The organism is Nonomuraea polychroma (genome assembly GCF_004011505.1).
Classification (GTDB): domain Bacteria; phylum Actinomycetota; class Actinomycetes; order Streptosporangiales; family Streptosporangiaceae; genus Nonomuraea; species Nonomuraea polychroma.
In genome coordinates, this window is record NZ_SAUN01000001.1 from 8147545 (window position 1) to 8166237 (window position 18693).

Annotated in this window: 24 protein-coding genes; 12 read left to right on the forward strand and 12 right to left on the reverse strand. The window is 70.4% G+C overall.

The window, feature by feature from the left end; all coding sequences use genetic code 11:
- Positions 1-8 precede the first annotated feature (8 nt).
- Positions 9-848: a 16S rRNA (cytidine(1402)-2'-O)-methyltransferase gene (rsmI, locus tag EDD27_RS37095; RefSeq protein ID WP_241564464.1), complete on the reverse strand. Its 840-nt coding sequence runs from the start codon at positions 846-848 to the stop codon at positions 9-11.
- 77 nt (positions 849-925) lie between these two features.
- Here rsmI and EDD27_RS37100 point away from each other — a divergent pair, with 77 nt between their 5' ends.
- A complete protein-coding gene (locus EDD27_RS37100) occupies positions 926-2566 on the forward strand; it encodes a dolichyl-phosphate-mannose--protein mannosyltransferase (RefSeq protein ID WP_127936540.1) in 1641 nt (546 codons plus the stop codon).
- 113 nt (positions 2567-2679) lie between these two features.
- Positions 2680-3882: a hypothetical protein gene (locus EDD27_RS37105; protein ID WP_164903955.1), complete on the forward strand. Its 1203-nt coding sequence runs from the start codon at positions 2680-2682 to the stop codon at positions 3880-3882.
- Here the strand turns inward: EDD27_RS37105 and EDD27_RS37110 are convergent, their stop codons facing one another.
- Positions 3883-4278 carry a MerR family transcriptional regulator gene (locus tag EDD27_RS37110; protein ID WP_127936541.1) on the reverse strand — a complete coding sequence of 132 codons (396 nt, stop codon included), beginning with the start codon at positions 4276-4278 and terminating at the stop codon, positions 3883-3885.
- 46 nt (positions 4279-4324) lie between these two features.
- Here EDD27_RS37110 and EDD27_RS37115 point away from each other — a divergent pair, with 46 nt between their 5' ends.
- Positions 4325-5116, forward strand: a complete 792-nt coding sequence (locus EDD27_RS37115) for an MBL fold metallo-hydrolase (protein ID WP_127936542.1) — start codon at positions 4325-4327, stop codon at positions 5114-5116.
- 13 nt (positions 5117-5129) lie between these two features.
- A complete protein-coding gene (locus EDD27_RS37120) occupies positions 5130-6062 on the forward strand; it encodes a DUF5996 family protein (protein WP_127936543.1) in 933 nt (310 codons plus the stop codon).
- A gap of 248 nt (positions 6063-6310) precedes the next feature.
- On the opposite strand, the gene EDD27_RS37125 is transcribed toward EDD27_RS37120, so the two are convergent.
- On the reverse strand, positions 6311-6739 hold the full coding sequence (locus tag EDD27_RS37125) for a MerR family transcriptional regulator (RefSeq protein WP_127936544.1): 429 nt from the start codon (positions 6737-6739) through the stop codon (positions 6311-6313).
- A gap of 45 nt (positions 6740-6784) precedes the next feature.
- Between EDD27_RS37125 and EDD27_RS37130 the strand changes: the two genes are divergently transcribed.
- A complete protein-coding gene (locus tag EDD27_RS37130) occupies positions 6785-7384 on the forward strand; it encodes a class I SAM-dependent methyltransferase (RefSeq protein WP_127936545.1) in 600 nt (199 codons plus the stop codon).
- Here the strand turns inward: EDD27_RS37130 and EDD27_RS37135 are convergent.
- The 3 genes from EDD27_RS37135 to EDD27_RS37150 all read right to left on the reverse strand — a co-directional run bounded on the left by EDD27_RS37135 (position 7376) and on the right by EDD27_RS37150 (position 10173).
- Entirely contained in the window at positions 7376-8623 is a 1248-nt protein-coding gene (locus EDD27_RS37135; RefSeq protein WP_479680945.1) for an RNA polymerase sigma factor, read from the reverse strand. The genes EDD27_RS37130 and EDD27_RS37135 overlap by 9 nt on opposite strands.
- A complete protein-coding gene (locus EDD27_RS37140; protein WP_127936546.1) occupies positions 8620-9036 on the reverse strand; it encodes a YciI family protein in 417 nt (138 codons plus the stop codon). The genes EDD27_RS37135 and EDD27_RS37140 overlap by 4 nt, the downstream gene beginning before the upstream one ends.
- A 177-nt stretch (positions 9037-9213) precedes the next feature.
- A complete protein-coding gene (locus EDD27_RS37150) occupies positions 9214-10173 on the reverse strand; it encodes a helix-turn-helix transcriptional regulator (RefSeq protein WP_127936547.1) in 960 nt (319 codons plus the stop codon).
- 85 nt (positions 10174-10258) lie between these two features.
- Here EDD27_RS37150 and EDD27_RS37155 point away from each other — a divergent pair, with 85 nt between their 5' ends.
- Positions 10259-10744, forward strand: a complete 486-nt coding sequence (locus EDD27_RS37155; protein ID WP_127936548.1) for a VOC family protein — start codon at positions 10259-10261, stop codon at positions 10742-10744.
- Positions 10745-10747: 3 nt separating this feature from the next.
- Here EDD27_RS37155 and EDD27_RS37160 read toward each other — a convergent pair whose 3' ends face one another.
- Together EDD27_RS37160 and EDD27_RS37165 are read right to left on the reverse strand one after the other, a co-directional pair.
- Positions 10748-11395 (reverse strand): haloacid dehalogenase type II, encoded by a 648-nt coding sequence (locus tag EDD27_RS37160; RefSeq protein WP_127936549.1) that lies wholly within the window; start codon positions 11393-11395, stop codon positions 10748-10750.
- A complete protein-coding gene (locus tag EDD27_RS37165; RefSeq protein WP_127936550.1) occupies positions 11392-11982 on the reverse strand; it encodes a TetR/AcrR family transcriptional regulator in 591 nt (196 codons plus the stop codon). Before EDD27_RS37165 ends, EDD27_RS37160 begins: the two co-directional genes overlap by 4 nt.
- Positions 11983-12211: 229 nt before the next feature.
- Between EDD27_RS37165 and EDD27_RS37170 the strand changes: the two genes are divergently transcribed.
- Together EDD27_RS37170 and EDD27_RS37175 are read left to right on the forward strand one after the other, a co-directional pair.
- A complete protein-coding gene (locus EDD27_RS37170; RefSeq protein ID WP_127936551.1) occupies positions 12212-12991 on the forward strand; it encodes an AraC family transcriptional regulator in 780 nt (259 codons plus the stop codon).
- A gap of 38 nt (positions 12992-13029) precedes the next feature.
- The gene (locus tag EDD27_RS37175; protein ID WP_127936552.1) at positions 13030-13650 is read left to right on the forward strand and encodes a LysE family transporter; all 621 of its coding nucleotides are present in this window, start codon (positions 13030-13032) and stop codon (positions 13648-13650) included.
- Between the two features lie 6 nt (positions 13651-13656).
- Here the strand turns inward: EDD27_RS37175 and EDD27_RS37180 are convergent, their stop codons facing one another.
- Positions 13657-14109: a DUF2000 domain-containing protein gene (locus tag EDD27_RS37180; protein WP_127936553.1), complete on the reverse strand. Its 453-nt coding sequence runs from the start codon at positions 14107-14109 to the stop codon at positions 13657-13659.
- A gap of 113 nt (positions 14110-14222) precedes the next feature.
- Here EDD27_RS37180 and EDD27_RS37185 point away from each other — a divergent pair, with 113 nt between their 5' ends.
- Positions 14223-14717, forward strand: coding sequence for an Lrp/AsnC family transcriptional regulator (locus tag EDD27_RS37185; protein ID WP_127936554.1), 495 nt, complete (start codon positions 14223-14225; stop codon positions 14715-14717).
- A 150-nt stretch (positions 14718-14867) separates the two neighbouring features.
- On the opposite strand, the gene pip is transcribed toward EDD27_RS37185, so the two are convergent.
- Together pip and EDD27_RS37195 are read right to left on the reverse strand one after the other, a co-directional pair.
- Positions 14868-15827: a prolyl aminopeptidase gene (pip, locus tag EDD27_RS37190; RefSeq protein ID WP_127936555.1), complete on the reverse strand. Its 960-nt coding sequence runs from the start codon at positions 15825-15827 to the stop codon at positions 14868-14870.
- A 62-nt stretch (positions 15828-15889) separates the two neighbouring features.
- Entirely contained in the window at positions 15890-16615 is a 726-nt protein-coding gene (locus tag EDD27_RS37195; protein ID WP_164903956.1) for a neutral zinc metallopeptidase, read from the reverse strand.
- 154 nt (positions 16616-16769) lie between these two features.
- Between EDD27_RS37195 and EDD27_RS37200 the strand changes: the two genes are divergently transcribed.
- From EDD27_RS37200 to EDD27_RS37210, 3 genes are all read left to right on the forward strand, one after another.
- Positions 16770-17183, forward strand: a complete 414-nt coding sequence (locus tag EDD27_RS37200; RefSeq protein ID WP_164903957.1) for an MmcQ/YjbR family DNA-binding protein — start codon at positions 16770-16772, stop codon at positions 17181-17183.
- A gap of 94 nt (positions 17184-17277) precedes the next feature.
- The gene (locus tag EDD27_RS37205) at positions 17278-17553 is read left to right on the forward strand and encodes a hypothetical protein (protein WP_127936557.1); all 276 of its coding nucleotides are present in this window, start codon (positions 17278-17280) and stop codon (positions 17551-17553) included.
- Complete coding sequence (locus tag EDD27_RS37210; RefSeq protein WP_127936558.1) at positions 17550-18140, forward strand: hypothetical protein; 591 nt, start codon at positions 17550-17552, stop codon at positions 18138-18140. Before EDD27_RS37205 ends, EDD27_RS37210 begins: the two co-directional genes overlap by 4 nt.
- A gap of 33 nt (positions 18141-18173) precedes the next feature.
- On the opposite strand, the gene EDD27_RS37215 is transcribed toward EDD27_RS37210, so the two are convergent.
- Complete coding sequence (locus tag EDD27_RS37215) at positions 18174-18677, reverse strand: NUDIX hydrolase (protein WP_127936559.1); 504 nt, start codon at positions 18675-18677, stop codon at positions 18174-18176.
- Positions 18678-18693: the final 16 nt, after the last annotated feature.

Here is an 18693-nt window from a genome sequence, read left to right on the forward strand (position 1 = left end):
GATGCGCACTATAGGCGTTTGTGAACCAGGTCATACAGCTCTCGTTTGGGGATGCCTGCCTCCTTGGCCACGTCGGCGATGGCCAGCTTGCGCTGCGCGCCCTCCGCGACCCTGCGGTCCACCTCGGCGACCAGCTCGTCCGGGTCCTGCTCCCCCGCGACGGCCACGTGACCGGCGACCACGATCGTGATCTCGCCCTTGACGCCCGCGGCCGCCCACCCGGCCAGCTCGCCGAGCGCGCCCCGGCGGACCTCCTCGTACGTCTTGGTCAGCTCACGGCACACGGCGGCCTCGCGGTCCGCCCCGAACGCCTCGGCCATGGCCGCCAGCGAGTCCGCCAGCCGGTGCGGGGCCTCGAAGAAGACCATCGTGCGTTCCTCTCCCGCCAGCGCGGCCAGGCGGCGGGCCCGGTCGCCGGACTTGCGCGGCGGGAACCCCTCGAAGCAGAACCGGTCACTGGCCAGCCCGGACACCGCGAGCGCGGTGGTGACGGCGCTCGGCCCGGGCAACGCGGTCACCCTGATGCCCGCCTCGACGGCGAGGCGGGTCAGCCGGTAGCCGGGGTCGGAGACGCCCGGCATGCCCGCGTCCGTGATCACCACGACCGTGCGGCCCTCCTTGAGCGTCTCGAGGAGCTCCTGGGCCCGGGCGGCCTCGTTCTGGTCGTAGTAGGACACCACCCTGCCGGTGATCTCGACGTCCAGCTCGGCCGCGAGCCTGCGCAACCGCCTGGTGTCTTCGGCCGCCACGACGTCGGCGCTCCCGAGCACCTCGCGCAACCGCGGCGAGACGTCACCCGCCTGACCTATGGGGGCCCCTGCCAGCACCAACCTGCCGTCTTCTGCCACCTGCCCATTGTGGCAGGGCACCCGAATTAGACCGTGTTTCGACTTACCTATCGTCTTGGGCCCCGTACGATGTCCGAATGGCGGTGACCGATTCCCCGTACCAGGCCTACGAGACATCGGAGGCCGGCGAAAGCCTGCCTCCGACTCGGTCCGTGCGCGATCGGGTCATACCTCCCATGCGTGGCAGCGTGATGTGGGGATGGATCGGCCCGCTACTGGTCACCCTGTTCGGCGGGGTCCTGCGTTTCATGAACCTCGGCCATCCCAAGGCTGTGGTGTTCGACGAGACGTACTACATGAAGGACTCGTTCTCGCTGATCACGTGGGGTGTCGAGCGCGTCACGATCAAGGACGCGGACAAGGCGATCCTGGCCGGGAACTCGAACATCTGGCAGTCGTGCACGCAGGAGACGCTCGACAAATGCGCCTCTTACGTGGTGCACCCGCCGCTGGGCAAGTGGATGATCGGCTTGGGCGAGTGGGTGTTCGGGCTCAACCCGTTCGGCTGGCGCGTCAGCGCGGCGGTGATCGGCACGCTGTCCATCCTCGTCCTGGCCAGGGTGGCGCGCCGGATGACCCGCTCGACGCTGCTGGGCTGCTTCGCCGGGCTCCTGCTGGCGCTGGACGGGCTGCACTTCGTGTTGTCGCGGACGGCGCTGCTGGACATCTTCCTGATGTTCTGGGTGCTGGCCGCGTTCGCGTGCCTGGTGGTGGACCGGGACCAGGCGCGGGAGCGGCTGGTCACCTGGTATGAGAACTCCCCCGTCTCGCCGCAGGGGCCGTGGCTGGGTGCCCGGCCGTGGCGCCTCGCGGCCGGTGTGTGCCTGGCCTTCGCGATGTCGGTCAAGTGGTCGGGGCTGTTCTTCGCGGTGGCGTTCGCGATCATGTCGCTGCTGTGGGACTTCGGGGCGCGGCGGGCCGTGGGGTTGCGGCATCCGTACGCGGGCGCGTTCAACAAGGACCTGCCGCAGGGGATCCTGGCGTTCGGGATCGTGCCGTTCGTGGCGTACATGGCGACCTGGATCGGCTGGTTCGCGACGGACAAGGGCTATGGGCGCAACTGGGAGCAGGCCACCTCGGCGGGCAATCCGCTCTTCTTCGTCTTCGACTCGATGCGGTCGTGGATCCAATACCAGTGGCAGGTCTTCACCTTCCACAGCGGCCTGGAGACCTCGCATCCGTACATGTCCGAGCCGTGGCAGTGGCCGCTGCTGCTGCGCCCGGTCGCCTTCTACTACGAGGGCAAGCAGAACGCCTGCGGCGTCAAGGACTGCTCGGAGGCGGTGCTGGGCGTCGGGACGCCGGTGATCTGGTTCGGTGCGGTGGCGGCGCTCGTGGCATTGATCGCCTACTACGTCTCCTCGCGGGACTGGCGGGCCGGGGCCGTGTTGCTGGCCTACGCGATGGGCTGGCTGCCGTGGTTCTACTTCGCGTTTGCCGACAACCGCACGATGTTCCTGTTCTACGCCATCCCGATGGTGCCTTTCATGGTGCTGGCCATCACGTTGTGCGCCGGGCTGCTGATCGGGCCTGCCACGCCTCCGCCCATGAAGCCGTGGGCGGTCCCGGCGCGGCGTACGTTCGGAGCCGCCGTCGTCGGCGCCTTCGCCCTGCTAGCGTTGATCAACTTCTGGTGGCTGCACCCGATCCTGTCCGCCGAGTTGATCCCCTACGTCGAGTGGAAGGCCCGCATGTTGTTCGAAAAACGATGGATCTGAGCCGGTTACCGTCTGTCTTATAGTGCTTTCTTAGGGTAGTCACTGTGCTAGACCCAATACGGACCGGATTCGGTCATCGTCAGGCCAGGGGTCGATACGGCAAACTTCCAGGCATGAGTGCACCGGATGTCACCGCCCTTCTCGCCGAGTTGGAGCGCTCTCACCCGGAGCTGGCCGAAGACGCCAGGACCGCTGTCGGCTGGCTGACGGGTGGGGAGCCGCTGGAGACGGTGACCCAGCTCGATGTCTGCGAGTTCCTCTGGTACACGTTGCCGCTGAAGGTCGGCGGCGACCACGAGCGACTGGCACGCTCGCTCGGGCGGCTGCTCCAGCTGGGTGGGATGGAGCGTTACGCCGCGTTGTGCGTGTCCCCGACGACCGTTCAGATCCTGCGCACCTACGCCAGTGAGGGCGAGGACGCGGGCACCAGCGCCTACCAGCAGGCGCTCGACGCCACGGGCGTGCTCCCGCCCGACGTGCCGGAACTCCAGTGGAGCATGATCATGGGGCCGGAGGAGCTCGGCGCGCACGTCGCCTGCTCCGCGGCCCTGGAGCTGGCCATCGTCTCCGGCGAGACGGTGGACCGGGCCGCGTTGACCCGTCGCTGGCTCACCGAGCCGCGCGCCGAGCTGGGTGGCGACAGCTGGCTCAACCGGGTGCACGGTGAGCGGCTCAACCGCTGGGTGCTGGGCCGTGGCCCGGCCAGGCGGGAGCTGGCGCAGCCGTTCGAGGTGCGCCTGCACGCCCCCGTGACCCCGCAGCCCCTGCCGGCCCTGCACGGGTTGTTGTCCCTGGCGGCCAGGGAGGGCACGCTGCCGCTGCGGCTGGCGCCGTCGCCGGAGGCCCTCAGGCTGCGCGAGCTGGCCGAGCGGGAGCTCGGCGCGATCAGCCGCGACGGCGCGAAACTCGTCATCACCGACTACGGCAAGCGGCTGCTGAAGTCACCCGAGGCCATGTGGTCCGCGGTCACCAGGCTGCTGCTGGCGAAGGGCGAGCACGATTTCGAGGTGTCGGCCAGGGAGGCCGCGCTCATGCTGCTCGCCGACGGCACCCTGATGTCCCCCGCCAAGCTGCACGAGCGGGTCGCGGAGGTGGTCGGCGGCGAGGGCTGGCATCCGGCCGCGGGCCCGCAGGACGTCGCCGCGCCGGTGGCTGACCTGGTCGCCCAGCTGACTGCCCTCGGGCTGGCGTTCAGCGACGAGCTGGTGGTGCGCATGGACCGGCCGGGGCAGCTCGCCGCCCTGGCGGCCTTGCGCACCCACGCTCTGCGCCCACGCAAGTACGTCAGCTCGGGCCGGCGCACGAGCTCTGGTTGATCAACCTTCTGGAACGCTTCGCACGGCCCGCTTGAACTCGGGGCATTCGACCAGCGGGTCGTGCTCGCAGACCGCCGCGTGGCGCAGACTGTCGCGCAGCCGGGTGAGCTGCGCGACCCGCGCGTCCACCTCGCGTTCCTTGGCCGCCAGGTGCTCGCGCAGCCGCGTGTCCGACGGCCTGGCGCGCAGGAAGGCGGCGATCTCGGAGAGCGTGAACCCGGCGTCGCGAGCGCAGGTGATCAGTGCCAGCCGCTCCAGCGTCTCCGGCCGGTATGCCCGCCTCAGCCCGTTGCGTCCGTCTGCCTGAATGAGGCCCTTGCGCTCATAGAACCGCAACGCGGACGCGGCCAGCCCGCTGCGCTTGGCCACCTCGCCGATGTCGAGCAACGTGTCCATCCGGCTCCCTTGACTTGAACCGCGCTTCAAGTCGCAGTCTAGCCGCATGCGAATTCACCATCTCAATCTCGGCTCCATGCGCGAGATCCCCGCCCTCGACGGCGGCCCGGCCGCGCCGGCGGTCTGCCACGCCCTGCTCATCGAGACCCCTTCCTCCGGGCTGGTGCTGGTGGAGGCCGGGCTCGGCATGGACGACGTGACCCGCCCCGGCGAGTTGCTGGAACACGAATGGACGGAGCTCGTCGGGCCGGTGCTGGCGCCTGCTGAGACCGCCGTGCGGCAGGTGGCCGCGCTCGGCCACGACCCCAGCGACGTGCGCCACATCGTGCTCACTCACCTGGACGTGGACCACAGCGGCGGTCTGCCCGACTTCCCGGATGCGCAGGTGCACGTGATGGAGGCGGAGGTGAAGGCCGCGCTCGCGCAGGCGCCGAACCGCCGTTACCGGACCGGCCACTGGGCGCACGGGCCGCGCTGGGTCACCTACCCCGGCACGGGCACCCAGTGGCTGGACGTGGAGGGCGTGCGGCCTCTCACAGGCCTGCCGGAGGAGTTTCTGCTCGTGCCGCTCGAAGGGCACACGGAGGGGCACGCCGGGGTGGCGGTCCACGACGGCGACCGGTGGTTGCTGCACGCCGGTGACGCGTACTTCTACCACGGTGAGCTGGCCAAGGATCCGCAGTCCCATCCGTTGTTCGACGTCGTGCAGCTGGACTCGCAGGTCGACGCGGAGCGCCGCGTGTCGAGCCAGGAACGCCTGCGCTCGCTCGTCCACGACCACGGGGTGGTCGTCATGTCCGCGCACGACCCCTGGGAGCTGGCCGATCACGCAGTGTAGCTACCATGCCCTCATGGAACTCTTCCCTGCCATGCCGCTCGCGGAGTGGGCCGAGGCTAAAGAGACCTTTCACCGGTTCGCGCAGATCGTCGGCAAGATCCGGCTGGTGTCGAGCAACCGGCGCAACCACTGGTGGCAGGTGCCGTTTCATCCGACCGGGCGCGGGCTGACGGCGCGGCCGATGGGCGGGCTGGGCGAGCAACCGCTGTTCAGCATCGACTTCGACCTCGTACGGCACCGCTTGGTGGTGGACGTGCTCGACGGCCGCAGTGCGGAGTTCAGCCTGATCGGGCAGTCGGTGGCCGGGTTCTACCAGCGGTTGTTCGACACGCTGGCGGAGCTGGGGATCCGGCCGGACATCTGGGCGGTGCCGTTCGATCTGGGGGACGACACGCCCTTCCCCGAGGACACGGTGCACGCGCGCTACGACCCGGTGCTGATCAACCGGTATTGGCGGATCCTGTCCCAGGTCGCGCAGTTGCTCGACCGGTTCGCCGCCGACTTCGCCGGAAAGACCAGCCCCGTGCACCACTTCTGGCACACCTTCGACATCGCGGTCACCCGGTTCACCGGGCGGGCGGTGCCGGTCCCGCCGGAGGCCGACGCGGTGACGCGTGAGGCCTACAGCTGGGAGGTCATCAGCTCGGGGTTCTGGTTCGGGGACAAGGAGCGGCCGTGGCCGGCGTTCTACTCCTACACCGCGCCGGAGCCCGATGGGCTGGAACGGGAGCCGCTGCGGCCTGCCCAGGCCGAGTGGATCACCTCACGCGGCACCCACCTGGCGGTCCTACGGTACGACGACGTTCGCGCCATGGGTGACCCGGTCGCGAGCGTGCTGGAGTTCCTGGACAGCGCCTACCAGGCTGGGGCCCGGCTGACCGGCCTCGACACGGAGGCACTGGCCTGCCCCGGGGGTGTGACGGACCCCTACTACGCGAAGGCATGAACACACGAGAACGCCCGCCCTCCGGGGAGGGCGGGCGCTCAACGAGTGCGTACCGGTGTGCAGGTCGCCTCTCGGCGAAAGGCACAACGCGGCTCCAGCCGAACGGTAGTCCGCGAAGGCAATAGGTGAGGCCCGGGGACACTGGACACACCGGCCACGATCTATGTAACCACACCCCCCGGCGGAACATTCCCCGCCGCGCCGCACAATTTTCCGGGGGATCCGCGAGGGTCTCCCGGGGTGCGCGCTCACTCCGGCCTGTGCTCCGCGGCGAGCTGCGCGAACGTATCGCCCTCGACGAGCCGGTCCACCAGGCCGATCCAGACCTCGCACTCCTGGGCGGGATGCTCGGCCGGGCACTCGATCGCGTGCCGTAACACATACTGCGCGGTCTTGGCCCGGTTGATGAGCTCCCCCAGCACGTCGATCTGTTCGGCGGCGGCCGCGCGCCACTGCTCCCCCGGCGCGTCCAGCACGGCCCCGGCGGTGTCCAGCGCGATGCCGAGCTGCTGCATCGTCCGGACGAAGGCCAGCCGCCGCAGCTCTTGCCTGCCGTACATGCGACGGCCTCCGCTGCGGGTGACGGGGGCGACCAGGCCGCGTTCCTCGTAGTAACGCAGCGCGGAGGCATTCATGTCGAGGAGGCGGGCAGCTTCACCGATGGGAACGAGGTCCATGTCCCCATTTGACCTCAAGTCGGCTTGAACCGCTTTGGTGGAGCTATGGCTACCAGATCGTGGGTCACGGGCGGCCCCGTCAACTCGCCCTTCGCCTCGCCGTCAGGTCTGCTCGGCCGGATGGCGGGGTGGTTCATGCTCTATACCAACCGGCAGGAGGAGGTCCTGTCCCTGCTGGACATCCGGCCAGGCGAGCACGTCCTGGAGGTGGGATACGGCCCTGGCGCGCTCATCAGGCTGCTGGCCCGCACCGGCGCCGGGCGGGTCTGCGGCGTCGACCCCTCGCCCGAGATGCGGGAGCAGGCGGCTCGCCGGGCGGGCGGCGCCGACCTGCGGCTGGGCACCGCGTCCGACACCGGCTTCCCCGAGGCGAGCTTCGACTGCGTGGTCACGGTCAACACGGTGGCGCTCTGGCCGGACCTGATGGACGGCCTGCGGGAGGTGCGCCGCGTCACCCGTCCGGGCGGCCGGGCGGTGATCGCCTGGCACGGCGGCCGCGACCCGTCCAGGATCGCCCGCACGCTGCGCCTGCCCGAGGACAAGCTGGCGCGGATCCAGGAAGGGTTGTCGGAGCTGTTCGCCGAGGTGAAGCGGCACGAACTGAAGAGCCTGACGGCGTTCACGGCACAAGCGGGGTCAGTCTGAGCCCTTCAGCCGGGCGGCCCTGGCGTGGAGGTAGCGCTGCTGCGGGAGGCTCATGGCGCGCCGCGCCGCCTCCTCGTACGCCTCCCGCGCGGCCGCGTGGTCCCCGCTCATCTCCAGCAGGTGCGCCCTGACCGCGTACATCCGGTGGTCCGCGGCGATGCGCTCGTCGGAGCGGAGCCGTTCGAGCCGGGCCAGCCCGGCGGTCGGCCCCTGGGACATGGCCACGGCGACGGCGTGGTTGAGCGCCACCATGGGGTTGCCTGACATGCGCATGAGCAGCTCGTACAGCGCCGCGATCTGCGGCCAATCGGTCTCCTCCGCGCTCGGCGCCTCGTCGTGCACCGCCGCGATGGCCGCCTGCAGCTGGTACGGCCCCACCCTCCCCCGAGCAAGTGCCCCGGTGACGAGCGCGATCCCCTCCTCGATCTGGGCGGTGTTCCACAGGCTGCGATCCTGCTCCGCCATCGGGATCAGCGCGCCGTCGGGACCGGTGCGGGCCGGGCGGCGGGCGTCGGTGAGCAACATGAGCGCGAGCAGCCCGGCCACCTCGGCGTCGCCGGGCAGCAGCCGGTGGACGATACGGGCCAGCCTGATCGCCTCGGCGGCCAGCTCGGCACGTTGCAGGTCGGGCCCGGACGTGCTGGCGTATCCCTCGTTGAAGATCAGGTAGAGCACGTGCAGCACGGCGGCGAGTCGTTCGGTGCGCTCGGCCTCGCTCGGCAGCCGGAAGCGCACGCCGCTGTCCTTGACGCGCTGCTTGGCCCGCGTGATGCGGCGCGTCATCGTGCTCTCGGGCACCAGGAACGCCCGGGCGATCTCCGCGGTGGTGAGGCCGCCGACCGCGCGGAGCGTGAGCGCGATCTGGGAGGACGGCGTCAGTGACGGGTGGCAGCACATGAACAGCAGCACGAGCGTGTCGTCCGAAGCGGCGACCGGCTGGTCGGCGGCGGGCGCGAGCCAGTCGCCGGGCAAGGTCCACGCCGCCACGGCGTCCTCCCGCCGCCGGCGTGCCTGCTCACTGCGCAGCAGGTCGGTCAGCCGGCGCGAGGCGACCGTGATCAGCCAGGCGCGCGGGTCCTCCGGCCGGCCTTCCTCGGGCCACTGCGCGGCGGCGGCGAGCAGCGCCTCCTGCATGGCGTCCTCGGCGGTGGGGAAATGCCCGTAACGCCGGACGAGCGCGCCGAGGACCTGCGGCGCCAGCTCGCGCAGCAGGTCCTCGTCCCGTGTGTCGTCGATCAGAACCCCATGTCGTCGGCCGCCTCGGCGATGGGCCGGATGTCGGCGTAGGCGTTGTCGTAGGCGTTGCCCGGGTACGGGCACTGCCCCAGGCGGGCGGCGATCTCGGTGGCCCGGTCGATGCTCTCGCACTCCACGATCCAGTAGCCGGCCAGCACCTCCTGCGTCTCGGCGTACGGCCCGTCGGTGACGAACGGCTGACCGTCGCGGGCACCGACCCTTCGGGTGTGGACGGGCGCGGTCAGGCCGCGGGTCTCGACCAGCTCGCCTGACTCCTCCAGCTCCTTGTTGACGGTCGTCATGAACTCGCCCATGGCCGCCAGGTCCTTTTCCGACCAGACGGGCAGGCCGGTGTCCTTGCCTGCCATGGCCTCGTAGTCCCGCTGGGAAGCGTACGAAAGGATCATGTACTTCATGGCTGGTGGTCCTCTCTTGCGTGGCTTTCACGAGGGACGTCGGAGCCGGGACGGCGGACCGGACCTCATGCCGGAACTTTTTTCCTGCCTGGCAGGATCGTAGGCGTGTAGCCGACGTGCCGGCCGTGCAGGACGTGCGCCGCGCGTACTTCGAGGAGTTCCGTGTGGTCGCCAGTCCTATGGTGCTGGAGTTCCTGGCCGACCGGCCGCTCGGCTGAGGCGGGCGGACAGCGCGCGCAGGTGCGGGACGAGCTCGGGCGGCTCGTGCACCTCGAACTCGCACCCCAGCGCGAGCAGCCGGAACGCCAGCCAGTCCAGGGTGTCACCGTGCATGTGTAGCCGGCAGGTCCGCTCGTCGACCGGGGTGACCTCGCCCATTCCCCTGATCACCTCCGTGACGGGCGTGTGCAGCGTGACGACGGCCTCGTAGGTGGGGACCGTCGAGTAGAGCTTGTCCCGCACGTACGCGGCGGCGTCCTCGGCAGGCGGCTCCCGCGGCACGATCCTGGCGCCGGTCGCGCGCAGGTCTGTGATGCGGTCGATGCGGTAGATCCGCCAGTCGTCGCGCTCGTGGTCGTGCCCGAGCAGGTACCAGCGCCGCCCGGCCACCACCAGCCGGTGCGGATCCACCAGGCGCGTACGGGTGACTCCGTCGTTGGCCCGGTATGCGAATCGCACCCGCTCCCGGTTCGCCACCGCCGTCCCCAGCGTGGTCAGCTGCTCGGGATCGACCTCGGGTGTCTCGACGGCAGGCAGCGGGACGGTCGCGCCGCCCAGGGATCGCACCCGGTGCCGCAGCCGGGACGGCAACACCTGCTCCAGCTTGGCCAGAGCCCGTACCGACGCTTCCTCGATGCCCTGCACCGGATGCCTGGCCGCGGTGGCCAGGCCGACCGCGATGGCCACCGCCTCCTCGTCGTCCAGCAGCAGCGGCGGTATGGCCCTGCCCGCGACCAGCCGGTAGCCGCCGTCGGCGCCCATGCTGGCCTCGACCGGGTAGCCGAGGTCGCGCAGGCGCTCGATGTCGCGCCGGATCGTCCGGCGGCTGACACCGAGCCGCTCGGCCAGCTCGCCGCCGGACCACTCGCGCGGGGTCTGGAGCAGCGAGAGGAGGCTGAGGAGGCGGGATTCACTCATGAATCCAGAATGCCGTGCCATGTAGGTCAGGTTCTGACCTACATCCGGAATAGCGTGATGGCATCGCACTTTCCGGGAGGAAAACATGACTTTCAAGCCGATCCCCGAGGGCTACACCACCGTGACGCCATGGCTCATCTCGCACGACACCGCAGGGCTCATCGACTGGATCAAGAGCGCCTTCGACGCCGTGGAGCTGGGCCGCGTCACCGACGACCAGGGCCGCATCGGGCACGCGGAGGTGCGGATCGGCGACGCGATCGTGATGTTGTTCGACGCGAAGCCGGACTGGCCGCCGACGCCGGGCTTCCTCCGCCTGTACGTGCCCGACGCCCACGCCACCCACCGCCGGGCCGTCGAGGCGGGCGGCACATCGGTCACGGAGGTCACGCACCTGGCCTTCGGCGACCTGGTGGGCCGGGTCCGGGACCCGTTCGGGAACCTGTGGTGGATCCAGACCCACATCGAGGACGTCTCGCCGGAGGAGTGGGAGCGCCGCATGAGCGACCCGGAGTTCACGAAGGCGATGGAGTACGTCCAGGGTGCGGACTTCTTCCCCGGCAGGCCGTGACGGTCAGCTCCAGAGATCGGCCAGGGCCCGCAGATCGGGGGCGGACACGGTCGGGGCGCTCAGCACACTGGGGTACGGCGTGCCGCGCCGGTCCAGGTACGCCCCCACGAGCCCGGCCCGCTGGGCGCCGTCGATGTCCCAGGGGTGCACGGCGACCAGGGCCGCCTGCTCGGGGCGCACGCCCGCTTGGCCGACGGCGTACTCGTAGGCCGCGCGGGCGGGCTTCCACACCCCTGGGCCGCTCACGTCCAGCCTGGCCTCCACCAGGTCCAGCAGCCCTTCGCGGCGCAGGATGCCCTCGGTCATGGCGGCGGCACCGTTGGTCATCGTGAACAGCCGGATGCCGCTCTCGCGCAACTTCCGCATGCCCTCCGGCACGTCGGGATGCACCCGCAACTCGGCGAACCCGCTCAGCACATGGCCGATCGCCTTGTCCTCCAGGCTCATCCCCCTGAGCACGTCATGAGCGATCCTGGCGAACTCGGCGTACCCGCCGGCCGCCGCCAGCGCGAAGCCGTCACGCAGCACGCTCGCGAACCAGGTGTCCATGAGGTGGCCGGGCAGTCCGACGTCCTCGAACCTGGCCCGCAGCGGCTCCATGTCGGTGAGCGTCTCGTTCACATCGAAGATCACGGCCTGCGGTCTGGTCATCTTTGCTCCTCGTGGTTTCTCAGCATGTCGAGTGCGGCGGACACGCCCCGCCGCAGGTCGGCCGCGTCCGCGCCGGCCCGCGAGCGCAGATTGACCCCGTAGGCCAGCAGGGCGAGCATCTCGGCGGCGGCGTCGAGGTCCAGCCCCGGGCGGAGGCTCGCGCTCTCCAGCGCCGCGCGCATCGCGGTACGGAGCCGGCGCTGGTGCTGGTCCAGCACGTCACGCACCTCGGGATCGCCGCCTTCCCCGCCCGCGTGGGCGTTGGAGACCATGCATCCCCAGCGGGCGTGCTCGCCGGAGCACCGGTCCTCGATCAGCCGGCCGAAGAAGCCCTCGACGGCCTCCAGGCCGCGTCCGTCGCCTGCCAGGGCTTGGAAGACCGGCTGCGAGCGCCGCTCGACGTAGCGGCGTAGCGCCCGCACGTAGAGCTGCTGCTTGCCGCCGAAGGTGGCGTACAGGCTGGAGCGGCTGAGCCCGGTGGCCGCCACGACCTCCGCGATCCCCGTGGAGGCCGCGCCGCGCTGCCAGAACAGGCGCTCCACCTGCTCCAGCACGGCATCGGGGTCGAAGTGCTTCACGTCCGGCATCGACATTTTCCTATCTTGGAACGACCATTCCAAGATAGCACAACCCTCGGTCCGCCCCTGCCAGGGGACGGGCCGGTCGCCGGGTCACGGTCAGCGGCCGGATCGCCGACGTACGGCCGGTGCGGCGGCGTCGCCGCGCTCGCCGGTCGCCGCTCCCTCCTTCGACGAGGTCGCGGCGGGCGCGGTCAGCCAGGACGAACGCGTACGCATATGACCTAACCTTTCCGATATGCAGCAGGTCAGGGACGTGAACGGCACGCAGCTGGCCGTCGTCAGACCGGCGTCCGGCGGGTTCCCCCGGCACAGCCACGACGACTACGTGATCAGCACCAACCTGTGCGGCCGCGAGGCGGTACGCCTGGACCGTGCCTCGTTCGAGGTGGACCTGGACGAGGTGACCGTCTACAACCCCGGCCAGGTCCAGTCCTGCACGACGCGGACGCCCGACGGGACGGCGTTCACCTGCGTGAGCTGGTACGTTCCGCCTGCCGCGCTCACCGCGCTGACCGGCGGCGCGCCGGTGGACTTCGAGCGCCCGGTCGTCCGCTCCGCCCCGCTCCGTGCCGAGCTGCTGCGGGCGGTCAGGGACCTGCCGGGCGGCGATCCGGCACTGATCGAGGAACGCCTGACCCTGGTGCTGCTGCGCCTGCTTGACCTGGCCGGCACGGGCCGGGCCGGCGACAGCACCCTTGACGACGCCAGGATCGCCTCCGTGCTCGACCGGCTCCGCGCCGACCTGTCCAGCCCGCCGTCGGTGGCCGGTCTGGCCGAGGACGCCGGGATGTCCCGTGAGCACCTCATACGCTCGTTCACCCGGGCCACGGGCTGCCCGCCGTACGCGTGGCACCTGCAGGCGCGGCTGGCGGAGGGGCGCCGGCGGCTGCGGCGCGGCGAGCCCGTGGCCGACGTGGCGCACGCCTTGGGCTTCGCCGACCAGGCACATTTCCACCGGCACTTCACGGCCGCGTACGCCGTCACCCCCGGCCGCTACCGCCGCATCAACATCTGACAAGACTCCAGGGGCCTGCGACCGCCAGATTGACTGTCATGTCCGAGATCTTCGTGCTGGCCCTCTGGATCGGCTTGTTGTTCAACGCGGCGCCGGGTGCGGTCTTCAGCGAGTCGTTGCGGCGCGGCGTGCGCGGCGGGTTCGGCCCGGCGTTCGCGGTGCAGGTCGGGTCGCTGGCGGGTGACGCCGTGTGGGCGCTGCTCGGGCTGGCCGGCGTCGGGGCGCTGTTCGCGGTGCCTGCACTGCGTGTCCCGCTGACGGTGGCCGGGTGCCTGCTGCTGGGCTGGCTCGGGGTGACGGCCCTGCGTGACGCCGCGTTCCCACGTGCCGAGACGGCTTCCGGCGACCGTTCAGGGCGAGGAGCGCTCGCGGTCGGCGCGGCCATGTCGCTCGGCAACCCCTGGAACGTCGTCTACTGGTCGGGGGCGGCCGGGGCGGTCAGCGCCGTCCTGGGGCAGGACGCGGACCTGACCGGACTCGCCGTCTTCTTCACCGGTTTCATGACCTCCTCCCTCGCCTGGTGCTTCATCTCCGCAGGCCTCATCGCCCTGCTGCGCCGGGCGCTGCCGCCCCTCGCGGTACGCCTCCTGGAGGCGGCCTGCGGGCTGTCCCTGATCGTCTTCGCCGCCCTGCCGGCCGCCCGCCTGGCCGCGCCCTGAGGGCGATCAGCGCAGGAGCGGGAGCCGCCCGGTGAGACGTTCCACGACCGGGCGCGGCCCGAACAGGCTGACCGCATAGTAAGAGAGATCTTCGGTACGGGCCAGCGCGGCCAGATAGTCGTCGTAGACGTCCGCCCGCTGGGCGATGTCGGCCATGTCGGAGACGATCAGATCCGCCTCGGCGGCCGCGTCGTTCCTGATCCGGCGCACGATCGCGGCCGGGGCGGCCAGCACCGCGCACCCGGTCCACGGCAGCCCCGCGTGCGGGACCCCCGAGCCGTCCACGCCGCCCGATCCGACGATCGCGGGCACCGCCACCCCGACGGAGGCCGCCAGGCAGGCGGCGGCGTTGGCCTGCAACCCGCGCGGCAGGTCGCGGTCTATGACGATCACCCACTTGACCGGCAACTTCTTGGTGGGCAGATCGGTGCGGCGGTCAAGCTCGGCGAGCACGCTCATCTACGGTCCTTTCTCCGAAGTTCTGACAGAAGAGTCACATCGACGCCGTCATTCCGCCAACAGAGAATGACAAATACCGAAGGAAATTCGGAGATCGGTGGGAGGATGGGCTCGTGGACGAACTTGATACGGCGATCCTCGTCGAGCTGCAGCGCGACGGCCGCCAGACCAACCGCGAGCTCGCCGAGCGCATCGGCATCGCGCCCTCGACCTGCCTGGAACGCGTCCGCTCGCTCCGCGTGAACGGCGTGATCGAGGGCTTTCACGCCGAGGTCAACCTCGACGCCATCGGCCGCCCCGTCCAGGCGCTGATCAACGTGCGGCTGCACCCCAAGATCCGCGAGGCCGTCGAAGGCTTCCGCGACTACGTCGCCGCCCTGCCGGAGACCCTCGCCGTCTTCGTCGTGTCGGGCGGCGACGACTTCATCATCCAAGTGGCCGTGCGTGACGCGAGCCACCTGCGCGACTTCGTGCTCGACCACGTCGCGCGCCACCGAAACATCGCCGACGTGCGCACCTCGCTGGTCTACGACCACATTCGCAAGACGTCGGTCGAGGTGCTCCCGCCGCAGGCGCCTTCCGGCCGCCGTACGGGCCGGAAACGTTAAATGGGTGGTGGCCGAATGGGCGGCGCGGTTACGGTCATGATCGTGCGAACCCGCGGCTCCCGTACGGCATCGACCGACGGCGAGGCGATGGTCACCGGGCGCCGTCCTCAAGCCCTCAGATGATCGCGAGCCGCGGAGTTCCACACATGGTCAGCGATCGGCGAAGGCGTCCAGCGCCGCGAAGATCTCCTTCCGCATCGTCTCGCTGCCGGTGTGCCCGGAGTCGTCCACCACGATCAGCCGGGCGTCCGGCCACGCCCGGGCCAGGTGCCACGCCGTGTCGGGCGGTCCGCCGAGGTCCAGGCGGCCGTGGATGAGGACGCCGGGGATGCCCGCCAGCCGCCCGGCCTCGCGCAGCAGCACGCCTTCCTCCAGCCAGGCGCCGTTGGAGAAGTAGTGGGAGCAGATCCGCGTCATCGCCATCACGGCGTCGTCGGGCCGGTCGCTGTAGGCGTTCGGCTTGCCGTTGGTCTCCAGGGAGATCACCGCGTCCTCCCAGGTGACCCAGTCGCGGGCGGCCTTCGCGCGGACGCCGGGGTCGGGATCGGACAGGAGCCGCGAGTACGCCGCCAGCAAGGCGAACGTGTCACCGCCGCGGTCGGCCTCCGGCACGCCCTGCCTGAACCGCTCCCATTCCTCGGGAAAGAACCTGCCGACGCCGCGGTAGAGCCAGTCGATCTCGAAGCGGCGGGTGGTGGTCACGGCGGGAATGACGATCTCCGACACCCGCTCGGGATGCGCCTCCGCGTAGGCGAGGATCAGCGTCGAGCCCCACGAGCCTCCGTACAACAGCCACTTGTCGATGCCGAGGTGCTCACGGAGCAGCTCCATGTCGGCGATCAGGTGGTGCGTGGTGTTGGCCGTCAGGTCGGTCGCCGGGTCGCTGGCGTGCGGCCGGCTGCGGCCGCAGTTGCGCTGGTCGAACAGGACGGCCCGGTAACGCTCCGGGTCGAACGTCTTCCGCATGTTGACCGAGCAGCCCGAGCCCGGCCCGCCGTGCACGACGAGCGCGGGCTTGCCCTCGGGGTTGCCGCAGACCTCCCAGTAGACGAGGTTGCCGTCGCCGACGTCGAGCATGCCGTGGTCGTACGGCTCAATCGGGGGATACAAGCGGACGGCTCCTCTCCACAGGGATATAACAGCACTTATATTAGCCCTTACATGATCCGCCTTCACGCCACCTTGGACGACGGGGCGGCCCAGGTGTTGCAGGAGCCCGGATCGCCGCTGGCGAACCCGCGCCTCATCCACGACTTGACGGTGGACGTCTTGCCGAACCAACGCCTCTCGCCGGGCTCGTCACCCTGGACGATGTCCAGCAACTCGTTCCAGTCGTTCGTGGTCCTGCCCTCGATCGGCCACACGCTCTTCATGAAGACGCCACCGAGGCATTCGGACTGCAGGCTCTGGCGACGCTCCTGCTCGTCGTACTCCGTCCTGTTGCGATAGCGCAATTTGTCGTAGGCGGCGGAGATGCCGACGAGCTTCTGCACGTGGTAGCCGTACAAGGAGGACGCCGTGTTGAACAGCCACAGGTCGTAAGGGTTGTCGAGCCATCCCTTGCCGAGCTGGAAGACCAGCGTGCCATTACGGCCGCAGTACCACGCCTGGGAGTCCTCCTTTCCTACGTCGAAACCGCAGTAGTTCTTGGGGATCCGGTTCATGTGCCGGACCTTGACCTTCTCGTAACTCAGGCCGGCGTTCGTGAGATGCTGCTCCCACGCCGTTTCCAGGCAGGCGACGACCGCGTCCAGATAGGCGCGGGCCAACGTGAGATTGTTGCGCTTGAGCTCCGATTCCGCGCACGTGGTCGTCGGCAGCGCACCTGCCTCGTAGAGCGGGTTCTTGGTGAGCTTGGGGTCTTTCACGGGGTACGCCGCCGCCGCGGTGGGGGCCATGACCGCGATAGATGCCGTCAGGACGCACGCCAATGCCGCGCTTTTTAAGAGTTTCACGACGCGTGAGAATAGGGCCCCGGCGGTCAAGAGTGCCAGGTCCAATTCGATCCGTTCGGCCAGCGTATTGTCGGTGCCGGGTTCTAGGCTGCTTGGCATGGCAGGCGGGTGGACGGATGCGGACGTCGAGCGGGTGCGTGATCGGCTGGCCGAGCTGGCCGGCGGGCTGCCCGGGGTGGTCGCCGAGGACTCGTTCGGGCACGTCGGGTTCATGCTGGGACGCAAGCGGATCGCCTGGTTGCTCATCGACCACCACGGGGACGGGCGGCTGACGCTGGCCGTGAAGGCGCCGCCGGGCGAGTTGGAGACGCTGATGGCGGCCGACCCGGCACGTTACTTCCGGCCCGCCTACGTCAAGTCGTGGGTCGGCGTCGACCTGCATGACGTCGAGCCCGACTGGGCGGAGATCGGTGCGCTGCTGGAGCAGGCGTGGCGGATGACCGCGGGCAAGCGCGCCGTGGCGGCGTACGACGCCGAGCACGCAGACCCGGATCGGGCGCACGACCACTGAGCGTGGTCTCCGATGCGGGCGCCAAACAGGAGCAACAATCACATTTCATCGCAGTAACCGGCGAACGCCCGGGGTGCGGCGTACCCTCGCGAATGTGACCCCCCTTCAGCACCCGCTGTCCCCGGCGCACGCGCCGGTCGGCGCTGCCGTCGAGGCTCGCACGCACTTAGCCACCGGCCTCGCCCCGCCTTCACCCCGCGACGCCCACTCGGCCCACGCCCCGCTGCCCGGCAACCTCCGGTTCGCTCCCTCCCGGCCCATCGACGTCAGGCCCGCACGCACGCCCCAGCCCAGAGGCGACTCGCCCGCCCCCACCTCCGGGCCTGGTAGCGCCCCGCCCGTCCCCGCCCTCACCCGGAGGGGCGCATGACAGCTCTGGGCCCGCGCGTGGTCCTGGTGCCCGACCTGGGCGAGGACCTGGCCCGCGCGATCGAGGAGTTGGAGCGACTGCTGCTGACGTTGAAGGCCGCCGAGGACGACGGCGCCACCTTGCCCGGCCCGCTGGCGAACGGCACGGCGCTGACCGCACTGCGCCGACTGTGGCGAGCGCTCGGGCCCACACAGGGACAGCGCGCCGCGGCCTCCAGGCTCGCGGGCCGGCTGTACGCGCCGGGCGGCCGGACCGAGCACGTCCCGCTGCGCCTGGTGGACGTCGACCCGCTCGACGTGGCGACGCTGTCGGCCGCCGCCGCCGCGCTCGGCATGGGCGCGGTGCGCGCGGGCGTGGTACGCGACGCGTTGGAGGCCGGCGGCTCGAATCTGTCGGGCACGGATCTGGTCGCCGCCGCCGCCAGCATCAGCGGCCTGCTGGACCTCGCCGACACGGCCGAGTCCATCGTGCTGCGCGAGTGCCTGGCCGCCGCGGGGCCGGGTGCGGACGTGGTGCTCACGCCGGCGGTCGAGGAGGCGTACCAGGCGACCGCGCACCGCCTCAACGCCATGTGGCACCGCCGCTGACCGCTGGGGACCGCGGCCTGCCGTGCCGCGTCCTCACGCACGCAGCACGCGTGGCCCATCCGGCAGCCGTCCCGCCAGCACGTCGGCGAGCAACTCGGGCAACCCTGGAGGCCGCAACGCCTCCCCGTCGGCACCGGCCAGATCTTCCAGGGACCACCATCGCAGCTCAATGATCAGTTCCTGTTCGCCCGGATCCAAACGGGCACGGCTGACGTCATCGGCACTGCCGCGATACCGGGCAAGGAAGTACCGATCTTGTTTGTGCACCGGCCGCCCGTTCCACGTCACCTGAACGTCCCGAATCCACAGGCACGGGCCCCACTCGACGTCCGTCAGCCCGGTCTCCTCCACCAGCTCCCGCCGCGCGGCGTCGAGGAAGTCCTCTCCTTCTTCGACACCTCCACCGGGCGGGATCCAGAACAGATCCCGTACGGGCGAGCCCGGCACCACGATGGCGCCGTCGTTCCGGTGCTGAATCAGAAGGACCCGCTCATCACGATCGAGCAGCACGATCCGGGCACCCCGTCGCGTTCGCATAAAGCCCAATCCCCCG